12 protein-coding genes are annotated in these 18,484 nt (G+C 41.1%); 9 read left to right on the top strand and 3 right to left on the bottom strand.

Translation table 11 applies throughout. From position 1 onward, the window contains the following. The first annotated feature begins 168 nt into the window (after positions 1-168). A complete protein-coding gene (locus tag NLJ00_RS14945; protein WP_256634364.1) occupies positions 169-549 on the top strand; it encodes a DUF1573 domain-containing protein in 381 nt (126 codons plus the stop codon). Positions 550-863: 314 nt separating this feature from the next. On the opposite strand, the gene NLJ00_RS14940 is transcribed toward NLJ00_RS14945, so the two are convergent. After that, on the bottom strand, positions 864-2,372 hold the full coding sequence (locus tag NLJ00_RS14940) for a glycoside hydrolase family protein (protein WP_256634363.1): 1,509 nt from the start codon (positions 2,370-2,372) through the stop codon (positions 864-866). A 2-nt stretch (positions 2,373-2,374) separates the two neighbouring features. Further along, on the bottom strand, positions 2,375-4,555 hold the full coding sequence (locus tag NLJ00_RS14935) for an HAD-IIB family hydrolase (protein ID WP_256634362.1): 2,181 nt from the start codon (positions 4,553-4,555) through the stop codon (positions 2,375-2,377). A 252-nt stretch (positions 4,556-4,807) separates the two neighbouring features. On the opposite strand from NLJ00_RS14935, the gene NLJ00_RS14930 reads away from it, so the two are divergent. Continuing rightward, on the top strand, positions 4,808-6,118 hold the full coding sequence (locus NLJ00_RS14930; protein WP_256634361.1) for a DUF389 domain-containing protein: 1,311 nt from the start codon (positions 4,808-4,810) through the stop codon (positions 6,116-6,118). Between the two features lie 11 nt (positions 6,119-6,129). On the opposite strand, the gene nhaA is transcribed toward NLJ00_RS14930, so the two are convergent. Continuing rightward, positions 6,130-7,311, bottom strand: coding sequence for a Na+/H+ antiporter NhaA (gene nhaA, locus NLJ00_RS14925; protein WP_256637478.1), 1,182 nt, complete (start codon positions 7,309-7,311; stop codon positions 6,130-6,132). A gap of 298 nt (positions 7,312-7,609) precedes the next feature. Between nhaA and NLJ00_RS14920 the strand changes: the two genes are divergently transcribed. The 7 genes from NLJ00_RS14920 (at position 7,610) to NLJ00_RS14890 (ending at position 18,376) form a co-directional block, all read left to right on the top strand. Beyond that, positions 7,610-8,068: a DUF305 domain-containing protein gene (locus tag NLJ00_RS14920; RefSeq protein WP_256634360.1), complete on the top strand. Its 459-nt coding sequence runs from the start codon at positions 7,610-7,612 to the stop codon at positions 8,066-8,068. Between the two features lie 82 nt (positions 8,069-8,150). Then, positions 8,151-9,935 (top strand): chloride channel protein, encoded by a 1,785-nt coding sequence (locus NLJ00_RS14915; RefSeq protein ID WP_256634359.1) that lies wholly within the window; start codon positions 8,151-8,153, stop codon positions 9,933-9,935. Between the two features lie 243 nt (positions 9,936-10,178). Continuing rightward, entirely contained in the window at positions 10,179-10,547 is a 369-nt protein-coding gene (locus tag NLJ00_RS14910; RefSeq protein ID WP_256634358.1) for a hypothetical protein, read from the top strand. Between the two features lie 153 nt (positions 10,548-10,700). Beyond that, a complete protein-coding gene (locus NLJ00_RS14905; RefSeq protein WP_256634357.1) occupies positions 10,701-11,855 on the top strand; it encodes an efflux RND transporter periplasmic adaptor subunit in 1,155 nt (384 codons plus the stop codon). Between the two features lie 35 nt (positions 11,856-11,890). Beyond that, a complete protein-coding gene (locus tag NLJ00_RS14900; protein ID WP_256634356.1) occupies positions 11,891-15,004 on the top strand; it encodes an efflux RND transporter permease subunit in 3,114 nt (1,037 codons plus the stop codon). Between the two features lie 7 nt (positions 15,005-15,011). Then, a complete protein-coding gene (locus NLJ00_RS14895) occupies positions 15,012-16,466 on the top strand; it encodes a TolC family protein (RefSeq protein WP_256634355.1) in 1,455 nt (484 codons plus the stop codon). Positions 16,467-16,870: 404 nt separating this feature from the next. Beyond that, complete coding sequence (locus NLJ00_RS14890; RefSeq protein ID WP_256634354.1) at positions 16,871-18,376, top strand: PAS domain-containing sensor histidine kinase; 1,506 nt, start codon at positions 16,871-16,873, stop codon at positions 18,374-18,376. Positions 18,377-18,484: the final 108 nt, after the last annotated feature.

Here is an 18,484-nt window from a genome sequence, read left to right as displayed (position 1 = left end):
ACTGAAAATAAAGCGCGAGACCAAAAATAAGGACACAAAAACTGAAAGCATCCTATAGAGCAAAGCCAATAAGCAGCAATAAAATGCAACAGAAAAGCAGTGAATTGGAAATAAAAGCATGATTTTAAGTAAAGAAAAGTATATTTGATAAACTTTAAATATTTCAAAATGAAAAACATCACACTTTTTTTTCTAATATTATTAAGTACAGCGGCTTTTGGCCAAAAGGGGCCTAAAATTGAGTTTTCAGCCCCGGATAACACTATCGATTACGGCCAGGTTTCAAAAGCAGAAATCACAGAAGGGGCTTTTGAATTTAAAAATACGGGAGACGCGCCCCTGCTCATTACAAGAGCAGCATCCACTGCCGGCTATATCGTGGTCATAAAACCTGCCATGGCCATTATGCCGGGTAAAAAAGGAAATATCACCGTCAGGTATAAAAATGTGCCCGCCGGCCCGCTGCGCAAAACCATTATCGTGGAAAGCAATGCCGTAAATCAACCCGTCGGCAGGGTTGGCCTTAAAATTAAGGGAGAAGTTTTATAAAACCTACTCTTTGAGTTATGCTATTATAAGGGCGCTATTTGCCTGTTGAAAAAGCGTGCCAGTTTCAGCAAGGCTTGACTCAGGCAATAAAAAAACCCGAAACTAATGCCCGGGTTCTCCTATTTTTTGATATAATAATTTACCTTTAAATGCTGCGCCCTTTTTATCCTATCTTCCATAACGCCTTGAAGGCGGACAGGAAGAAATGCTGCCAGGGAGTTTCATTCTCTGCAAAGATAAGATTTTTAAACTAAAGCCCGGCTTTGAACTCGGTGATGCAGTAAATTTTACCAATCTGCCGCTTCTTTGCAGTGCTAATGCCCTTTTTTAAGAAACTCATCAAATGCCTTATCGGGATCTGAGGTGGCATATTCATTTTCGGGTTCGGGGATAACGTGAATTTTTGAGTCCTTTACCGATACAATAGCCGAGCAGACATACACCCCTATCTTTCCTTCGTTGTATTTAAAATCCAGCAAGGTCAGTTTTACCACTCCATTGATTGAAAGCTCATAATAATTGCCATGGCGGATTATTTTAAAGTAAATTTCCTTAGGGTCCACAATCTCAAACTGATTGGCCTGGATGTTTTCAAAAATGAAATTGTTTCTGAAATCTTTTTCATTAAATCCCCAGGCCCTGAACTGGACATATCCATTTACAAAATCGATCGAAATGTAGTAGGCAGTTGCCTGCTGGTCACATTCAATTACAAATCCCGTTTTTCCCATTCCTTCAACGGCAAGGGTTCCTTCCCAGACAAAATCACTGGAAGGTTTTTCAAAACAAAAAACCTCATAACCGCTTCGGCATCCAAAACGCCATTTGTTTTCATGCTCCAAAACAAAATTAGCCGAAGGGTTTCCTAAAATGGGCAGTGGCACGGGTAAATTTCCCTGGGCAATGGTTCGCTGGTAAATGGATTCCCAACGATGGTAGCTTTTTAACACAAGCCTGCCGGTACTATCCACTCCAAGCTGTTTTGGAGGCGGGATAACGCGGTGCGTGTTCACATTTCGGCCTACAAAATAAAAATTGTAAATCAGGTAAGAATCACCCTCTTTTACAATTCGGGCAGCATAATTTCCCTGAGGCATCAGTACATTATTATGAAAGGCGTGATATTCCCCCTTAAAATCGGGTGAAAACCAATAACGCACTTTTATATCCTCACGAATAGAGCCCAGCAGATAATGCATTCCTTGTATTTCCACAACACAAGGGCATTCCACATCATCGTATACATAGGGAAAATGCAGCGGTTTTTCAAGCACAAAACCATCTTCTTCTCTCTTTGCCACACCAATACAGCCTCTTCTGTAAGCCGGACCAACGGCACTCCGGGCACAAATAAGCAGATAATCCACACCTTCAAAAGTATATTTATAAGGATCCCTGAAGCTAATCCATTCCCGGGGATTATTTACCGCGCTTTCATAATAGGGTGCCTGGCTTTTTAAGGGAAGTCCATATTCATTTTCTTTTCTCCAATGAATCAAATCCGGTGAAACTGCCCTTCCCACTTTCTGGGTAATTCCCTTATCCCTGCGCTTAAGGCCTGTGTAGTACATTTCATAGCCTTCTGCTGCCGTATTTTTACTCACATGCATTGTCCAGAGCATATCATCATCCCACTGTCCGGGATCCCCAACAAACAATGCATTTTTAACCCTCTTCCAGGAAAGGCCGTCCCGTGAGACTGCATGCGCAATATAATCGTGATTGGGAATAATCAAGTGAAATAAATGATGGAGCCCGTTCTCATCAATAAAAACATCAACATCACCAATTTCCCAGCTGCTAAAACCTGATCCTGAATACATATTTACTTAATTATTTTATAATGTTTTAATCCTTCTAATATGCCGGAAGAAGCCGGACTTTTTGCCACAAAAATGCTTTTGGAGGTCTGGTAATGATTTAACTCAACACTCCGGTTGCCGACAATAATACCTTTTATGGCTCCCCTGAACATATCAATATCATTGCCAGAATCGCCCGCCGCAATTACATTAGACAAGGGAATTGCCCACTTACGGCATAGAAATTTAATGGCATTTCCCTTAGAGGCCCTCTTGGGAATAAAATCCAGAAACTGTCCGTGGCTGGGAATAATATTGATTTTATACCATCCTTTACCTAAAGCGGAAACAAGCTGGTCATAATTGTATTTTTCCTTATCATAGTAATAAGAAATCTTAAAAGGGTTCTGCGCTTCTTCTTCCTGGAGCTTTATCCACGAAATGGCTTTTAAGCGGTTTTCTACATCTTCTCTTTTCCATCGGCCTGACAAAAAAGTGGACCATCCCTTGTCTAAAATATAGTCTTTGCCATTTGTATAATAGATTTCGGTTCCTACAGAGCAGATAATAAAATCAGGCACAGGAAACTTCTCTTCTTCAATTACCTTTTTTACTAATCTTAAATTTCTTCCAGTCGCTAAGGCAAAGGCCATTTTGTCTGTACGGCTGGCCAAATACGCCTTTAATTCCTTCAATCCCGGGTTTTTTAATTTAGGTTCTATCAGCGTTCCGTCAATATCTGAAACCAGTAAGTGCTCCACTTTTCTTTTCAAACGCGAAATATTGATGTTTGGATAATGCTGCTTTTTAATACCGGCCCCTGAAGAAAGCTCTAAATTTTCTTCAATAAGCTCCACATACTGATTGACATGACTCAGCCAGCTGTAATGCTTCTGAATGTTGATTGCCCCGTTATTTGAAAAATATTTCCACTGGTTCTCATCGGTTAAGATAGTTCGCAAAGCCTTTTTTATCTGACCCGCATCCAGTGGGTCTACCAATATTCCGTTCTGGCAGGTTGGTATAATTTCCGATGGGCCGCCGTTTTTGGTTACTACAACAGGCAGACCCGAACTTGCAGATTCAATGACGGTGAGCCCAAAATTTTCATGCAGGGTCAAATTCACAAAAACTCCTCTTTTCTCGGCTGCGTAACGATAAATGATAGAAACTTCATTCTCGACATCGTGCTTTTTGGGAATTGCCATTTTTCCGTACAAATCATATTTGTCCATTGATAAAAGCAGATCGGTCAGAACGTCTTTTTCAGATTCCGGCATTCTTGTAATATCTTTTCGGATTCCGGCAAATATTACCAGATTGGCCATACTCTGCAATTCTTTATCTTTTCCATAAACATCTATCAAAGTATGAAGATTTTTATGACGGTCAGGCCTCGATAGTGCCAAAATAAAAGGTTTATGAGGATTGGTTAAAAACTTAGAAATCGTTTCGGCTACCCAATATTTCCTTTGCTCCTCTTCCATATGTTTTACAGAATCCTGTTCCTGGTGATAATAGGGAACAAATTTGCGCGTATCAATTCCCGGGGAAATGGCATGGTATTTAGCCAGTCCGAAATTCTTATAAGGCCTATAGGTTTCAATTTCCTGCTCCGTGGAGGTGATAATAAATTCTGATAATTCCAGTGTTTTTTCCTCAGCGGCAATCCTGGCTTCAAACTTAAATTTCTTCTCCATCTCTTCTTCTGAAATACCGTTTTCAAAGAGTTTTTTCCTTTTATAAAACCCCAGGGAATGTCCGGTGTGGGCAAAGGGAATATTCAATATGATTGATAATTCTGAAGCAACATATCCTGCATCACCATAATGGGAATGAATCCAATTGGGAAATATATCATGAAAGGTAATGTGCTGTACAACACCAGTTACAAAAGTATCAAGACCTTCCCACAATTGTTCTTTCGCTTTGTATTTTTTTCCTAAAAAAGGAATTCTTCGTATACTAAGCCTTTCATTTACAGCTTCAATTGGAACGGCATATTGAGGAGATAGATTTGGGTCATCAATCAGTCTGGTAAATAAATCAACGTGTTCTACATCCGGGTGCTGAGATAAAAATTCAGCCAGCTCGTAGACATATTTTGTCTGTCCTCCATTATCGGCATCTCTACCAATCTCAAGACCTGAACCTTTCAAAAGTCCATGAATGTTGATTATTGAAATTCGTAATTTTGTCATCATTTTTTTTATTGATTAGATTTTTAATTTACAAAAAAATAATGCGAATCTGTCTAAAATTCAAAAAAAACTGCAATTAGCTGTCTTAAAACACTAAGATTGAAAAGATATATAACCACATAAGTTCCAAAAAATCTGATTAATTATTAAGGAAAACCTAAAACTTTATTGAAAGTGACAGGTATTATTAAAATAAACTTTATCTTTAATAAAAAGAGGCTTATAACATATTGATAATCCTAATTCTGAAAGAATATGAAAAAAATTACTGATATTCTAAATCTAAAAGAAGGAGAGGACGACAGGGAAAAGACCTTGGAAACCGTTAAAAAAAACATTTCTTTTAAAGGAGCAAATCTTTGGATTCTGGCCTGTGCCATAATTGTGGCCTCGGTAGGACTGAATGTGAATTCTACGGCTGTCATTATTGGCGCAATGCTCATATCACCCCTTATGGGACCAATTGTAGGAGCTGGTTTTGCCCTTGGAATATATGATTTTACACTGCTTAAAAAATCACTTAGAAATTTGCTCAATGCCACTGTGGTGAGCCTGGTGGTTTCTACTTTATATTTTTACCTGAGCCCTTTCAAGGATGTGCAATCAGAATTGCTGGCCAGAACGGCGCCCAATATCTATGACATCCTTATTGCTTTTTTCGGCGGTGTTGTAGGGGTCATTGCTGTTACCAGATCAGAAAAAGGCAACCCCATTCCCGGTGTGGCTATTGCAACGGCCTTAATGCCGCCATTATGTACTGCAGGATATGGAATTGCCACCGCGCAATGGACTTTTTTCCTGGGTGCCTTTTACCTGTATTGCATTAACTGTGTATTTATCGGAATTGCCACTTTTTTAATCATCAAGTACCTGAATTACCCTGCCGTTAAACAGGTGGATGAAAAACACCAAAAACGGGTAAAGTACACTATTGCTTTTCTAATTACCGCAATGCTGGCTCCCAGCAGTTATCTGGCCTATTCCTTGTACCGGGAACAGCAGTTTAAAAAGAACGTGAACCTTTTTATTGACGATGAATTCAGCAGTAAGGGATATACCGTTGTGTATAAAAAAACCGATTTTAACCCGCAGAACAAAAAACTCGAACTTGCTTTTTTGTCTAAGCGTTTCTCCCCCGAAGAAATAAAAGACCTTAAAAACAGGCTTAATCGAAATAAATACCTGATTGGTACCAAGCTTCATATCAGGCAGGACAGCACTGATCGCTTCAATGACATAAAAGGCGATATTTTAAGTCAGATCAAGAGCAGCGAGAATGAAATGAATGTGAAAGACGTGAAAATCGTACAGCTTGAAAAAGAGCTGGCCAAAAACAAGTTTGACAACAGGCAGCTTTTAAAAGAAATAAGAACCTTATTTCCCAATGTCAATTCGCTTTCGATTGCCAAAAGCTCCCTTACCAACTATAAAGACAGCACCATAACAATCACCGCTGTGATCTACGATGCCCCAAAGAGCCTCAGTGCGAATGACACTGAAAAACTAAGAAAATACCTCAATGAGCGCCTATCGGTAAAAGATGCGGCACTTTTCAAAAGGCAGTAAGCAATATGAAATTATTTTTGCTGCTGTTTTTTATTGTAAAAGCTTAAAAGCAGGAAACCCGACACACCGGCAAGTATTGAAGCAATTAAGATGGCAAATTTAGCCTCATTCTGAAATGCCTGCTGGGAGAAAGACAAAAGGGCAATAAATATGGACATGGTAAAACCGATTCCTCCCAAAAGGCCCAGGCCCAGTACATGTATCCATGTGGTTTCAGCCGGCAGGTCCGCAGCCCTGATCTTCACAGAAAACCAGGACATTACAAAAATACCTATTGGTTTGCCAAGAAAAAGACCAAGGATGATGCCAAGACCAAGATTTCCGGTAAGCCCCCTGAGCATTTCGGGTTCAAAAGCAATATTGGTATTGGCCAGGGCAAAAATAGGCATAATGATAAAATTTACCGGCCTTGTAAGGGCATGCTCGAGTTTTTCCAGGGGCGAATCAGTATCCTCTTCATTGGTGGGCAGGGCTAATGCCACAAGCACCCCGGCTATAGTGGCGTGAATGCCCGAATGATGGATAAAATACCACATAAGGGCGCCCGGCAGCAGGTAAAAAAATAAATTCTTGACCCCCATTCGGTTAAAGAACATAAGCAGAACAAATATTGCTCCGGCATAGCCCAGATAAAGAAAATGAAGCTCCGAAGAATAAAAAATCGCAATGACCAGAATGGCAATCAGATCATCGACAATGGCCAGTGCGGCAAGAAATATCTTAAGGCCCGACGGGACTTTATTGCCTAAAAGTGAAAGTATCCCCAGGGCAAAGGCAATATCGGTAGCCATCGGAATCCCCCAGCCTTTTGCCGTTTCAGGGCTCTGCCCGTTAAAAAGAAAGTAAATGAGAGCAGGGACCGCGACCCCTCCAAGTGCAGCCAAAACAGGAAGGGCTGCCTGACGAACCGAAGAGAGTTCCCCTTCTATAACTTCCCTTTTTATTTCAAGGCCGACCAAAAGAAAGAAAACAGCCATCAGTCCGTCATTGATCCATAACAAAATAGGATACTCAAGGTGCACAGAAGCAGTCTCATAGCCCAGCGGGTAGGCAAGGAAATCATTAAAGGATGTCCCCAGGGATGTATTGGCTATTAAAAGCGACACAAAAACACATACCAGAAGCAATATGCCCCCCGATGAGGAGGACTGAAAAAAATGCGCGAAAATCTTAAGGTTAATCAGTTTTGCCATTTCACAAAAATAGGCAATAGCTGCTAAAACGGCAAGCCGATAATGGGAAAATAAATCCAAATACGAACAAATGTATCTTAAGATTCAATCACAGGTATCCTTTTTTTTTACCCTTGATTCCTATACCCCTTTTTTATATCTGCTGATAAAGCTGTAATTATTCTTTAAAATAGTATAAGCCCTTTTGGGCTTTTTGAACTTATATTTGTGTATTGAAAATACCTCTTCCCATTACAAAAGTAAGCTGGTCCAAAACCTGAATTATTTGATCAGATAACACTCATTAATTAATTTTATTATGGAAAATCTAAACCACAAGGCCTATAAAAAAATGGCACTCATGCTCATTGCATCCTTTATCATCATGTACATGGTGATGTTCCTGAACGCTGATAAAATAAATGACATTTACTTTAGTTTGGCAAGAACCTATATGGCACTCTTAATGACAGCGCCCATGGCATTGTTAATGCTGGCACTAATGCCGGATATGTATGCCAGTAAAAAATTAAATACTGTAATTGCCACTATTGCCGTTATAGTCTTTACCTTCGCATTAACTGCCCTTAGAAGCCAGGCCTTCATCAGTGATACGCAGTATATCAGGGCAATGATCCCGCATCACTCTTCGGCAATAATGAGCAGCAAAAATGCCAATATAAAGGATCCTGAACTGCGCAGGCTCTCGGACAGTATAATACAATCACAGGACAGGGAAATCAGGCAGATGAAAAAGATCCTGGAGCGTTTAAATTAAAATTACCATTACATTAACATTTTATTCTTTGAGAAGGAATCTTTAGAAGTACCTTTGCACTTCTACTGTATAATTCAAAAAAATGTTCAAAATACTTCTCTTACACGCAAAACAATTCTTAGTGAGAGGACAGCAAAAACTGTCCAGAAAACAATTTATTTTTCTTTCCAGTATATTAATAGGCATTGTTTCTGCCTTTGCGGTAATTTTTTTAAAGGCTTTTGCCCATTGGGTATATTCCTTTGCAACGGCAATGAATGCCATATTAAAGTTAAGTTTCATCAACAGTATCCTTCCGGTAATTGGTATTGTACTGACTGTTTTTGTAGTGAAAAGAGTATTGGGGGGCACCCTGGAGAAAGGAACCTCCCAAATATTATATATTGTTGCCAGAAAGGCAAGCATCATCCCTAAAAAACAGATGTACGCCCAGATTATTACCAGCTCCCTTACAGTGGGGCTTGGCGGATCAGCAGGACTGGAAAGCCCCATTGTGATTACCGGCGCGGCCTTTGGCTCCAATTTTGCCCAGCAGTTCAGGCTTACTTACCAGGAGCGTACTCTGCTGATAGGATGCGGTGTTGCGGCCGGAATTGCGGCCGCTTTTAATGCCCCGATAGCCGGTGTGCTTTTTGCCATTGAAGTGCTGCTGGTGGATGTGACTATCTCGGCCTTTACCCCTATCATGATTGCAGCAGCTACAGGAGCATTGGTATCGGCTATCATATTAAATGAAAATATACTATTGATATTCAGGGGAAAACAGACCTTCGATTACCATAATATCCCTTTTTACGTCCTAATGGGGATCTTTACAGGTTTCATAGCCGTTTTTTATGCCAGAAATTTTTTAAAAACAGAACACTTTTTTGCCCATTTAAAATTTGGAGCCTACAGAAAAGCCTTAATTGGTGCCTCGATCCTGGGACTTATGATTTTCATTTTCCCTACCCTTTTTGGCGAAGGCTACGAAAGCATTAAAACACTTGCCGATAAGGATCCCGGAAAAATTCTGCAAAACACACTCTTTGCCGATTACAGTAGCAACAGCTGGATACTTTTGGCCTTCGTCGGTCTTTCTATGCTGCTGAAGGCTTTTGCCTCGGGAATTACTCTGGGAAGCGGCGGGAATGGCGGCAACTTTGCCCCTTCGCTTTTTCTGGGTTCTTACGCGGGATATTTCTTCTCAAAATTTCTGAACCTCACCGGATTTACAAACCTGCCTGTGAGCAACTTTACCCTTGTGGGTATGGCAGGAATCCTCAGCGGCCTGTTTCATGCGCCTCTTACCGCTATTTTCCTTATCGCTGAAATAACAGGGGGATATGACTTAATGATTCCCCTTATGATAGTAGCCTCTGTGAGTTTTGCTATTTCAAAGCGTTTTGAAAAACACTCTCTGGATGTAAAGAACCTGGCCAGAAAAGGGAATGTTTTTACCAGCAACAAAGACACCAACATTTTATGCACCATGAATATCGAGGATCTTGTAAAAAAAGATTATCTCACCGTTCAAACGCATCAGTACCTTGAAAAGGTCTCGGATCTTCTGGCGCATTGCGATCAGGTCATTTTCGGCGTGGTAAGTGATGATAACGAGCTTCAAGGAATAGTATACTTTAACGATATAAGGGAAATCATTTTTGACAATGACAAAATCAAAAATACAGCCGTAAAAGACATAATGGTCCAGCCGGTTCAAACAGTCCATTTATTTGACAGTATGGAAACTGTGATGAATAAATTTGAAAAAAGCAACAAGGTATTTCTTCCCGTACTGAAAAATGGAAAATATTACGGTTTTATTACCAAATCCGATGTTTTGGAGTCCTACAGAAACAGGCTTAAATCCATGATATTTGAATAATTTGGGCAGTTGATTGTCCATTTCATAATGCTCTGCCTGGAGATAGCACAGCGGATATATAAACCCTTGCTGCTGATCCGAAGTTAAAGTTAATTTTGTGTATTTTCTGATAGAAATGTAGCAAAAATAGGATTTTAATGAATTATACTTTGCTATTTGCCTCTCTAATCTCTATATTTGGGACTTTACTAATTTTTAGCCCTGTCTTTTGCAGAGAAAAAGTATAATCCCTTATTTGATTAGATGAAACAGTTTAAGTTCATAGCCGGCATTTTATTATTTCTGTTTTCCTATACAGCAAGCACGGGAAACTGCAAATATCCGTCCGCGCATCAAATTCTTCCAACCGGGCAGAGTGATTTTTATTTTGGCTTTAAAACTGCAAAAACAATTTTTTATGATGCATCCCTGTCCACAGATGCGGACGTTCATTGTAAAATCAAAAAGAAAGTACGCTCTCGTGCCACTGCTTCTGAAAGCAGTTCCCTTAAAACACCATACTTCTCGAAACTGGTACGTTTTATCATCTGCAAAAGCCGTTTGATTTACGGTGTTGCTGTCATTTATCACATTGATCGCCACACTCACCTGCACCTCTACCAGCTTTTTTAGATTAAGCTCACCCTTTATTTTTTATTAAATACTTTCATCGAAAATCCTTTGCATAACTTGCAAAGGCATTGTACTGTTGTAAAAATATTTAATTACCGAGGTGTCTCACCAGCACCAAACAGCATTCAAAAAACATAAATCCAAACATAATTAATGACTGTACTGCCTGTAAATATTACAGGCAGACGGCCTGATTATATATTTCACCCCATTATGAGTACTATCACTAAAATAATTCTCTCAGCTGTTTTATCCATTCTATTTCTAGGCTCATGCGGGGATAAGCAGAGAAAGAAATCCAAAGCTCTAAAAACCGTTCCCCTTTACAGGGTCGAGCTCAAAGACACCATCGTCACCAACCGGTTTGTGGCAGATGTGCACGCCAAAAACAATGTAGAAATACACGTTCGCATACCAGGCTTGCTTGATAAAGTTTTTGTAAGTGAGGGACAAAAAGTAAAAAAGGGACAGCTCCTGTTTAAAATTAGCGATGCCGAGCTGCAGATACAGTTGTTAAAAGCACAGGCGGTATATAAGACTGCACAGGCAGACCTAAGGATTGCTTCGGTCCATCTTGAGCAGGCGCAAACACTTTTTGATAAAAAAGTAATAGCGGACAAGGAGCTGGAACTCTCCAAGGCCAAATATGAGGCGGCTTCGGCCAAACTGGCGCACGCCGCTGCGGAGAAAAAGGCCATTGACCAGCAGATTAACTTCACCACTATCAGGGCTCCCTTTGACGGAACTGTGGACCGTATCCCCTTTAAGGAAGGAAGCCTTGTAGAGAACGGGTCACTCCTTACTACCGTATCGCAGTTAGATGATGTATATGCCTACTTCTCTATACCTGAAAATATCTATTTTCAAATGATGACCGATAAAACGCTTAATCAGGGGGATATCAAGCTGATCCTGCCCAACGGCATGGTTTACAACCAGAAGGGAGAACTTAGAACCGCCGACGGGGAAATAAACAGGCAGACAGGCTCTATTCAGTATAAAGCTAAATTCCACAATCCAAATGGCTTTATAAAACACGGAACATCGGGAAAACTCATTATTTCCGAACCTAAAAAGGACGCGGTTATGATTCCGCAAAAGGCTGTTTTTTCCATACAGGACAAACAATTTGTTTTCGTGGTTAACAAAGAAGGATTAATAAAAATGACCAATATTATAATTGGAAGCACGCTTGATGATGTTTACATCTTAAACAAAGGACTGAAAAAAAACGACCTTATTGTAGAGGAAGGCACCCAGTCACTGCGTGATGGCGATAAAATCAATATCAAGGAGATGAAGATGTAAGATTCAATGCGTTACTAATTATTAAAAAACATACCATGATAGAATTGTTTATCAGAAGGAAAATATTGTCCTTAATCATATCGGTCATAATCGTCCTGCTGGGCCTGCTTGCCCTTTTTCAGCTTCCTATAACACAATTTCCCGATATTGTTCCCCCATCGGTAACCGTGACGGCAAAATATACCGGAGCCAACGCGGAAGTCTCTGCCAATGCAGTTGCACTGCCGCTGGAAAGGGCCATTAACGGGGTTCCGGGCATGACCTACATGTCAACTGTAACCTCAAACGACGGTTTAACGCTCATACAGGTATTCTTCGAGGTAGGAACCGATCCGGACCTGGCCGCGGTAAACGTACAGAACCGGGTCACTACCATACTGGACGAGCTGCCCGAAGAAGTAATCCGCGCAGGGGTCACCACCGAAAAGGAAGTAAACAGTATGCTGATGTATCTCAATATCACCAGCACTGACAAATCTCAGGACGAGCAGTTTATCTTCAATTTCACTGACATCAATATCCTGCAGGAACTAAAAAGAATTGACGGGGTGGGAAGGGCAGAAATTATGGGCCAGAAAGAATATTCCATGAGGGTGTGGCTTGATCCCCAAAAAATGCTTTCCTATAATATTTCCCCCAATGAAGTTATTGCCTCGCTTCAAAAACAGAATATCTCTGCAGCGCCGGGTAAAGTCGGAGAAGGGTCCGGAAAGCTGGACAACCAGCTTCAGTATGTTATCAAATACGGAGGGAAATTTTATGAACCCGGCCAGTATGAAGAAATCCCGCTCAGGGCCAATTCCGATGGAACGGTCCTGCGATTGAAAGATGTTTCAAAAATTGAATTTGGCTCGATGAGCTATGGGATGGTTTCAAAAACCGACGCAAAACCTTCGGCATCTATCATGCTCAAGCAGCGTCCGGGCTCAAATGCATCGGAGGTCATAGCCAGCGTAAAGGAAAAAATGGCTGAACTCAAAACAAGTTCTTTTCCTCCGGGAATGGAATTCAGCATCGCCTATGATGTATCACGATTTTTGGATGCTTCAATTGATGAGGTACTGCGAACACTTATTGAAGCCTTTATCCTTGTAGCTTTTGTGGTATTTATATTCCTTCAGGAATGGCGCTCGACCTTAATACCTGTTCTGGCAGTACCGGTGGCCCTTATCGGCTCGTTTACCTTTATGTCCATGATGGGCTTTTCCATTAACCTGCTTACCCTTTTTGCCCTGGTGCTCTCGATAGGAATAGTGGTGGATAATGCCATTGTGGTTGTAGAGGCCGTGCATGTCAAAATTTCCGAAGAACATATGGACCCCCTGCCGGCAACCATCAGCGCTATGAAAGAAATTACCGGAGCCGTTATTGCCATCACAATTGTAATGAGTGCCGTATTTATTCCCGTAGCATTTCTTAGCGGTCCTGTTGGGGTTTTCTACAGGCAGTTTTCACTCACAATGGCCATTAGTATTGTCATTTCCGGGATAAACGCCCTTACCCTGACCCCTGCTCTTTGCGCCATATTGCTGAAACCCCATAATCCCGATAGTGAAAAAAGAACATTTTTGCATCGTTTTTTCCTCGGCTTTAACACCTGGTTTGACAAGGTTACCTCTGGCTATATCAGAATTCTTTCAAAATTTGCTGACCGGACTGCTGTAACTATCGGTTTACTTGTTTTATTCTGCTTTTTTGCCTGGGGAGCAGGCAGACTGCTTCCTTCGGGATTCATACCATCGGAAGATCAGGGGATGATTTATGTCAGTGTCACAACCCCGCAGGGCGCGACGGTGGAACGAACAGAAAAAGTACTCGATGAGGTAACACGCCTGGCAAAAGAAATTAAGGGAGTCGATAATGTCACTACCCTTGCAGGATACAGTGTTGTTACAGAAATCGCAGGGGCTTCTTATGGTATGGGAATGATCAACCTGAAAGACTGGGACCATCGTGATATATCGGTAAGCGAATTTATAGCCATGCTCAGCGAAAAAACAAAGAATATTTCCGATGCCCAGATTGAAATTTTTGCTCCTCCAACTGTTCCGGGTTTTGGTAATACAAGCGGATTTGAACTGCGGCTTCTTGATAAATCAGGAGGAAGCATCACCAATACGGACAAGGTTACCAAAAATTTCATTAAGGAATTAAATGCCTCTCCGGAGATTCTCAATTCCTTTACCAGTTTTGACGCCACTTTCCCGCAGTATATGATCCATATCGATTATGATCTTGCCGCCAAAAAAGGAATTTCGGTCGATAATGCCATGTCAACCCTACAGACGATGCTGGGCTCTTTTTATGCCACCAATTTTATCCGTTTCTCCCAGATGTATAAGGTAATGGTGCAGGCCAGTCCGCAATTCAGGAGAAACCCGGAAAGCATTCTGGATATGTACCTTAAAAATGACGCCGGGGAAATGGTGCCTTTCTCTACCTTTATCACCCTTGAGAGGGTATATGGTCCGGAAGTCCTGACCCGATATAACATGTACATGTCTGCCATGATTAATGGTGAACCTGCTCCGGGGTACAGCTCGGGGGAAGCCATTGCTGCGGTAGAAAAAATTGCAGCGGAAAAGCTGCCCGGCAGGTTCGAAATCGAATGGTCGGGTATGACGCGCGAAGAAATCCTCTCGGGAAACCAAACCATATACATTTTTGCCTTATGCATCTTGTTTGTTTACCTGCTTTTGGCAGCTCAATATGAAAGCCTGCTGCTTCCCTTCCCTGTGCTTTTAAGCCTTCCGGTAGGGGTTTTCGGATCTTACCTGGCACTTTTGATCGTCGGGCTTGACAATAATATTTACGCGCAGGTGGCGCTGGTTATGCTCATAGGGCTGCTGGCCAAAAATGCCATTTTGATTGTGGAGTTTGCCATGGCCCAAAACAAGCAGGGACGTGATATCTCGCAAGCCGCAATTGAAGGGGCAAAACTGCGCTTCAGGCCTATTCTAATGACATCGTTTGCTTTTATTTCAGGTCTGATACCTTTATGTATTGCCAGTGGAGCCGGTGCGGTGGGGAACCGTTCGATCGGTACAGCCGCTGCAGGGGGAATGTTAATAGGAACCGTATTCGGACTTATTATCATACCCGGACTTTATATCCTGTTTGCAAAACTTGAAAAATCTTTGACAAAATAAATTTAAAATGAAAGACATCATAAACCGATATATAATTTACGGCAGCATTGCACTGCTTACGTCCTGCTCTGCTCCTAAAATCAATGAAAATTTAACCCCGAAAGCACTCCCTGAAAATTTTGATGTAAAAAACCGAAAAACAGTTGAAGATCTTAAAGATTTCGTTCCGTTAAAAATAGAAATGTATTTTAAAGACCCCAAGTTACAAAAGCTGTTAGATAAAGCCATCGCTCAAAATCCTGATTATCTCATCATGGAGCAGCGCATACTTATAGCCAACTCGCATCTTAAGACTGCAAAACTTGCCCTTTTGCCATCTCTTGACCTGCAGGCAGATATATCAGGGACTCATTACGGAAAATATACCATGGATGGTGTTGGGAATTTTGATACGAACTTTTCACAAAACATCAGCGAAAAGCAAAGGATTGCCACAGATGTAACACCTAATTTATTTTTGGGCGCGAAGGTATCCTGGGAGGCCGACATATGGGGAAAGCTAAGGAACCGTAAAAAAGCGGCACTCCTGCGCTACTTTGCCTCAAAGGAAGGTGTCCGTTTATTACAGACAAAACTTCTCAGCGATATCGCAGAATTATATTACCAGCTCATTGCACTGGATAAGCAGGCTGTTATTTACAAAGAAAACCTCAATACCCAGCATAGGGCACTGGACATTATCTCTGCGCAGAGATCCGTTGGAAAAGCCACCGAGCTTGCGGTACAGCAATTCAACGCCCAAAACAATAACTTATTGGCCGAGGCAGAGCAGCTTGACCTTAAACTTGACCAGGCCGAAAAGGCAATGCTAAACCTGCTTGGAGAATACGGGGGCACCGTGGAGAGAAATACTGATTTTTTGTCCGGCCACCTTGAGGTATTAAATCAAAAAATAAGCGTGGATTCGGTCATTCATAAAAGGCCCGATGTGGCCAAGGCATATTTTGAACTGAAGGCATCAAGCGCTGATGCTAAAGCGGCCAGGGCTGCCTTTTTTCCAAGTGTAAATTTGGGTGCCTACGGCGGGTTTAATTCGTTTTCTTTTTCTACTTTTTTTGACAGCGGCTCACTTGCCTGGCAGCTTCTCGGAGGACTTACCGCTCCTATTTTCAATAAAGGGCAGATCAAAAATAATTTTTTTACCGCTAACAGAAGGCAGCAAATATATTTTCTGCACTATCAAAATTCAATAACAACAGCTTATAATGAACTCAGTGCACTGCTGCACAGAACAGCAGCCTTTGAGGACGTTTTAAAATATAAATCCAAAGAGATAGAGCATCTGGAAATAGCAGTGAATGTCTCCAATGATCTTTACCTGAGCGGGTATGCCAATTATCTGGAAATCATCAGCGCCCAGAAAAACAAGCTGCAGGCCGAACTGGATTTCGTTGACATCCAATTAAAAAATGCCAATGCCCAGGTGATGCTTTATAAGGCTTTAGGGGGTGGAATATATTAAAACCGTTTTTTTATCTTATAAACTGCAAAAATTTGAATTAGTATTTAAAACTGCAGTTATAAATCCCATTTATATAAATGGGATTTATTTCCTTATCAGTAAACATCAATCCGGCAGCATGCTAAATTCATGTCAGCTCAATTATAGGCAATGACGCAATTTTAACGACAATTAAAAATAAGATCTTTAATGGTCATTAAAAGATGCTGGATCTTATACAGGTAATGAGCGTTTAGCGAATTGCTATTTTTTTTATAAAATTAACTGATCTACTGTGACTTAATTTCAGCGGACAACGATAATTAAAATATAGTGCTGTACATCGCAATTATGAACCCCTTTGGTCAAGCAGTGCAAATATAACAACTTAATAAACAACTTAGCTCAAAATAGATTCAATCACTATGTACCGAAATATGAGGCTTTTAAATGATATAGTGGACAATGCTCCCTTGCCCATTGCAGTATACTCAGGGGAAGAACTAAAAATTGAATTGGCCAATGCCGCGATGATTAGAACATGGGGCAAGGGCGCTGAGGTAATCGGTAAGAACTATCTCGATGTACTGCCTGAAATAAAGAAATATGACTTTTTCCAGCAGGCCCGAAACGTTCTTAAGACCGGCATTCCTTTTCACGCCCTCAATAAAAAGGTCGACCTGTTAATTGACGGAGTGACCAAAACACATTATTTCAACTATAGCTTTGTACCCCTTATGGACCCGGAGGGAACTATTTACGCAGTAATGAATACCGGTACCGATATAACGGATTTACAGCTTGCCCAACAGCAGATTCAAAGTTCAGATGAAAGGCTGCGCATGGCTATCGATGCATCAGATATGGGTACTTATGAAATAGACCTTGCCTCGCAGGAAATGAGGACCTGCGGAAAATTTAATTCAATTTGGTCTATTGATAAGGATATATCCTACAAAGAGCTCATAGCCAGACTGCATCCCGAGGATTTGGCAGTTCATGAAAAAGCCCTTCTGGAAGCGGAAGCTACAGGTAAAATATCGTATGAAACCAGAATCATAAACCATGACCAATCCGTTAAGTGGGCCAAAATTACCAGCAAGATTATCAAAAATCAAAATGGCAGGCCAATAACGATCATTGGCATCATTCAGGACATTAACGAGCAGAGGGAATTTGAGCAGGAACTAAAAAGGCAGGTTGCCTCCAGTACCGAGGAACTCAGGCGCTCCAATGATGATCTGCTGCATTTTGCCAATGTCGTGAGTCATGACCTGAGGGAGCCAGTACGAAAAATCAAGATTTTCAATACCCTTCTAAAAAATGAAAAAGACAGTGTTTTTAATGACAACTGCAAAGTATACATCCATAAAATAGGCCAGTCCGCCCTGAGAATGAACAATATCATAGAGGGTATTCTTGCCTATTCCACCATCAACAAAACCAAACAGCCCATTGAAAAAATTGACCTTAATGAGGTTATTGAAGACATACAGACAGATCTGGAACTGATTATTAACGAAAAAGGCGCCATCCTCAACACATGTGATCTTCCTGAAATACAAGGGGCTCCGATTCTCATCACCCAGTTATTTTATAACCTGCTTCAAAATGCGCTGAAATTTTCCAAAGCACAGCAGCCCCCACGGCTTATCATCACCTGCAGTGCCAGCACTCTTGATGGCCAGGAGGCTATCGAGATTACAATCAAAGACAACGGAATCGGGCTTGATCCTGTTTTCGCCGAGAGGATATTTGGCGCCTTTGAAAGATTGAATTCCAAAGACCAGTATGAAGGAAACGGGCTTGGCCTTGCACTGTGCAGAAAAATAGCAGAAAGGCACCATGGCATTATAACTGCGGGGGGAGAAAAAGATAATGGGGCAGAATTTACAGTAACACTTCCTTTAAAGCAATCCAATATCGTATGAAGTATTCATATATAATCATACATTGCAGCTATATACCATAGATAAACAATATCTTCTTAATATTGTCTATAATCCTAATTCGATCATGATGCTCCCTATAAGAAAGGC

The organism is Flavobacterium panici, from assembly GCF_024499525.1.
Classification (GTDB): Bacteria; Bacteroidota; Bacteroidia; order Flavobacteriales; family Flavobacteriaceae; genus Flavobacterium; species Flavobacterium panici.
This window is presented reverse-complemented; position numbering and strand designations above follow the sequence as displayed.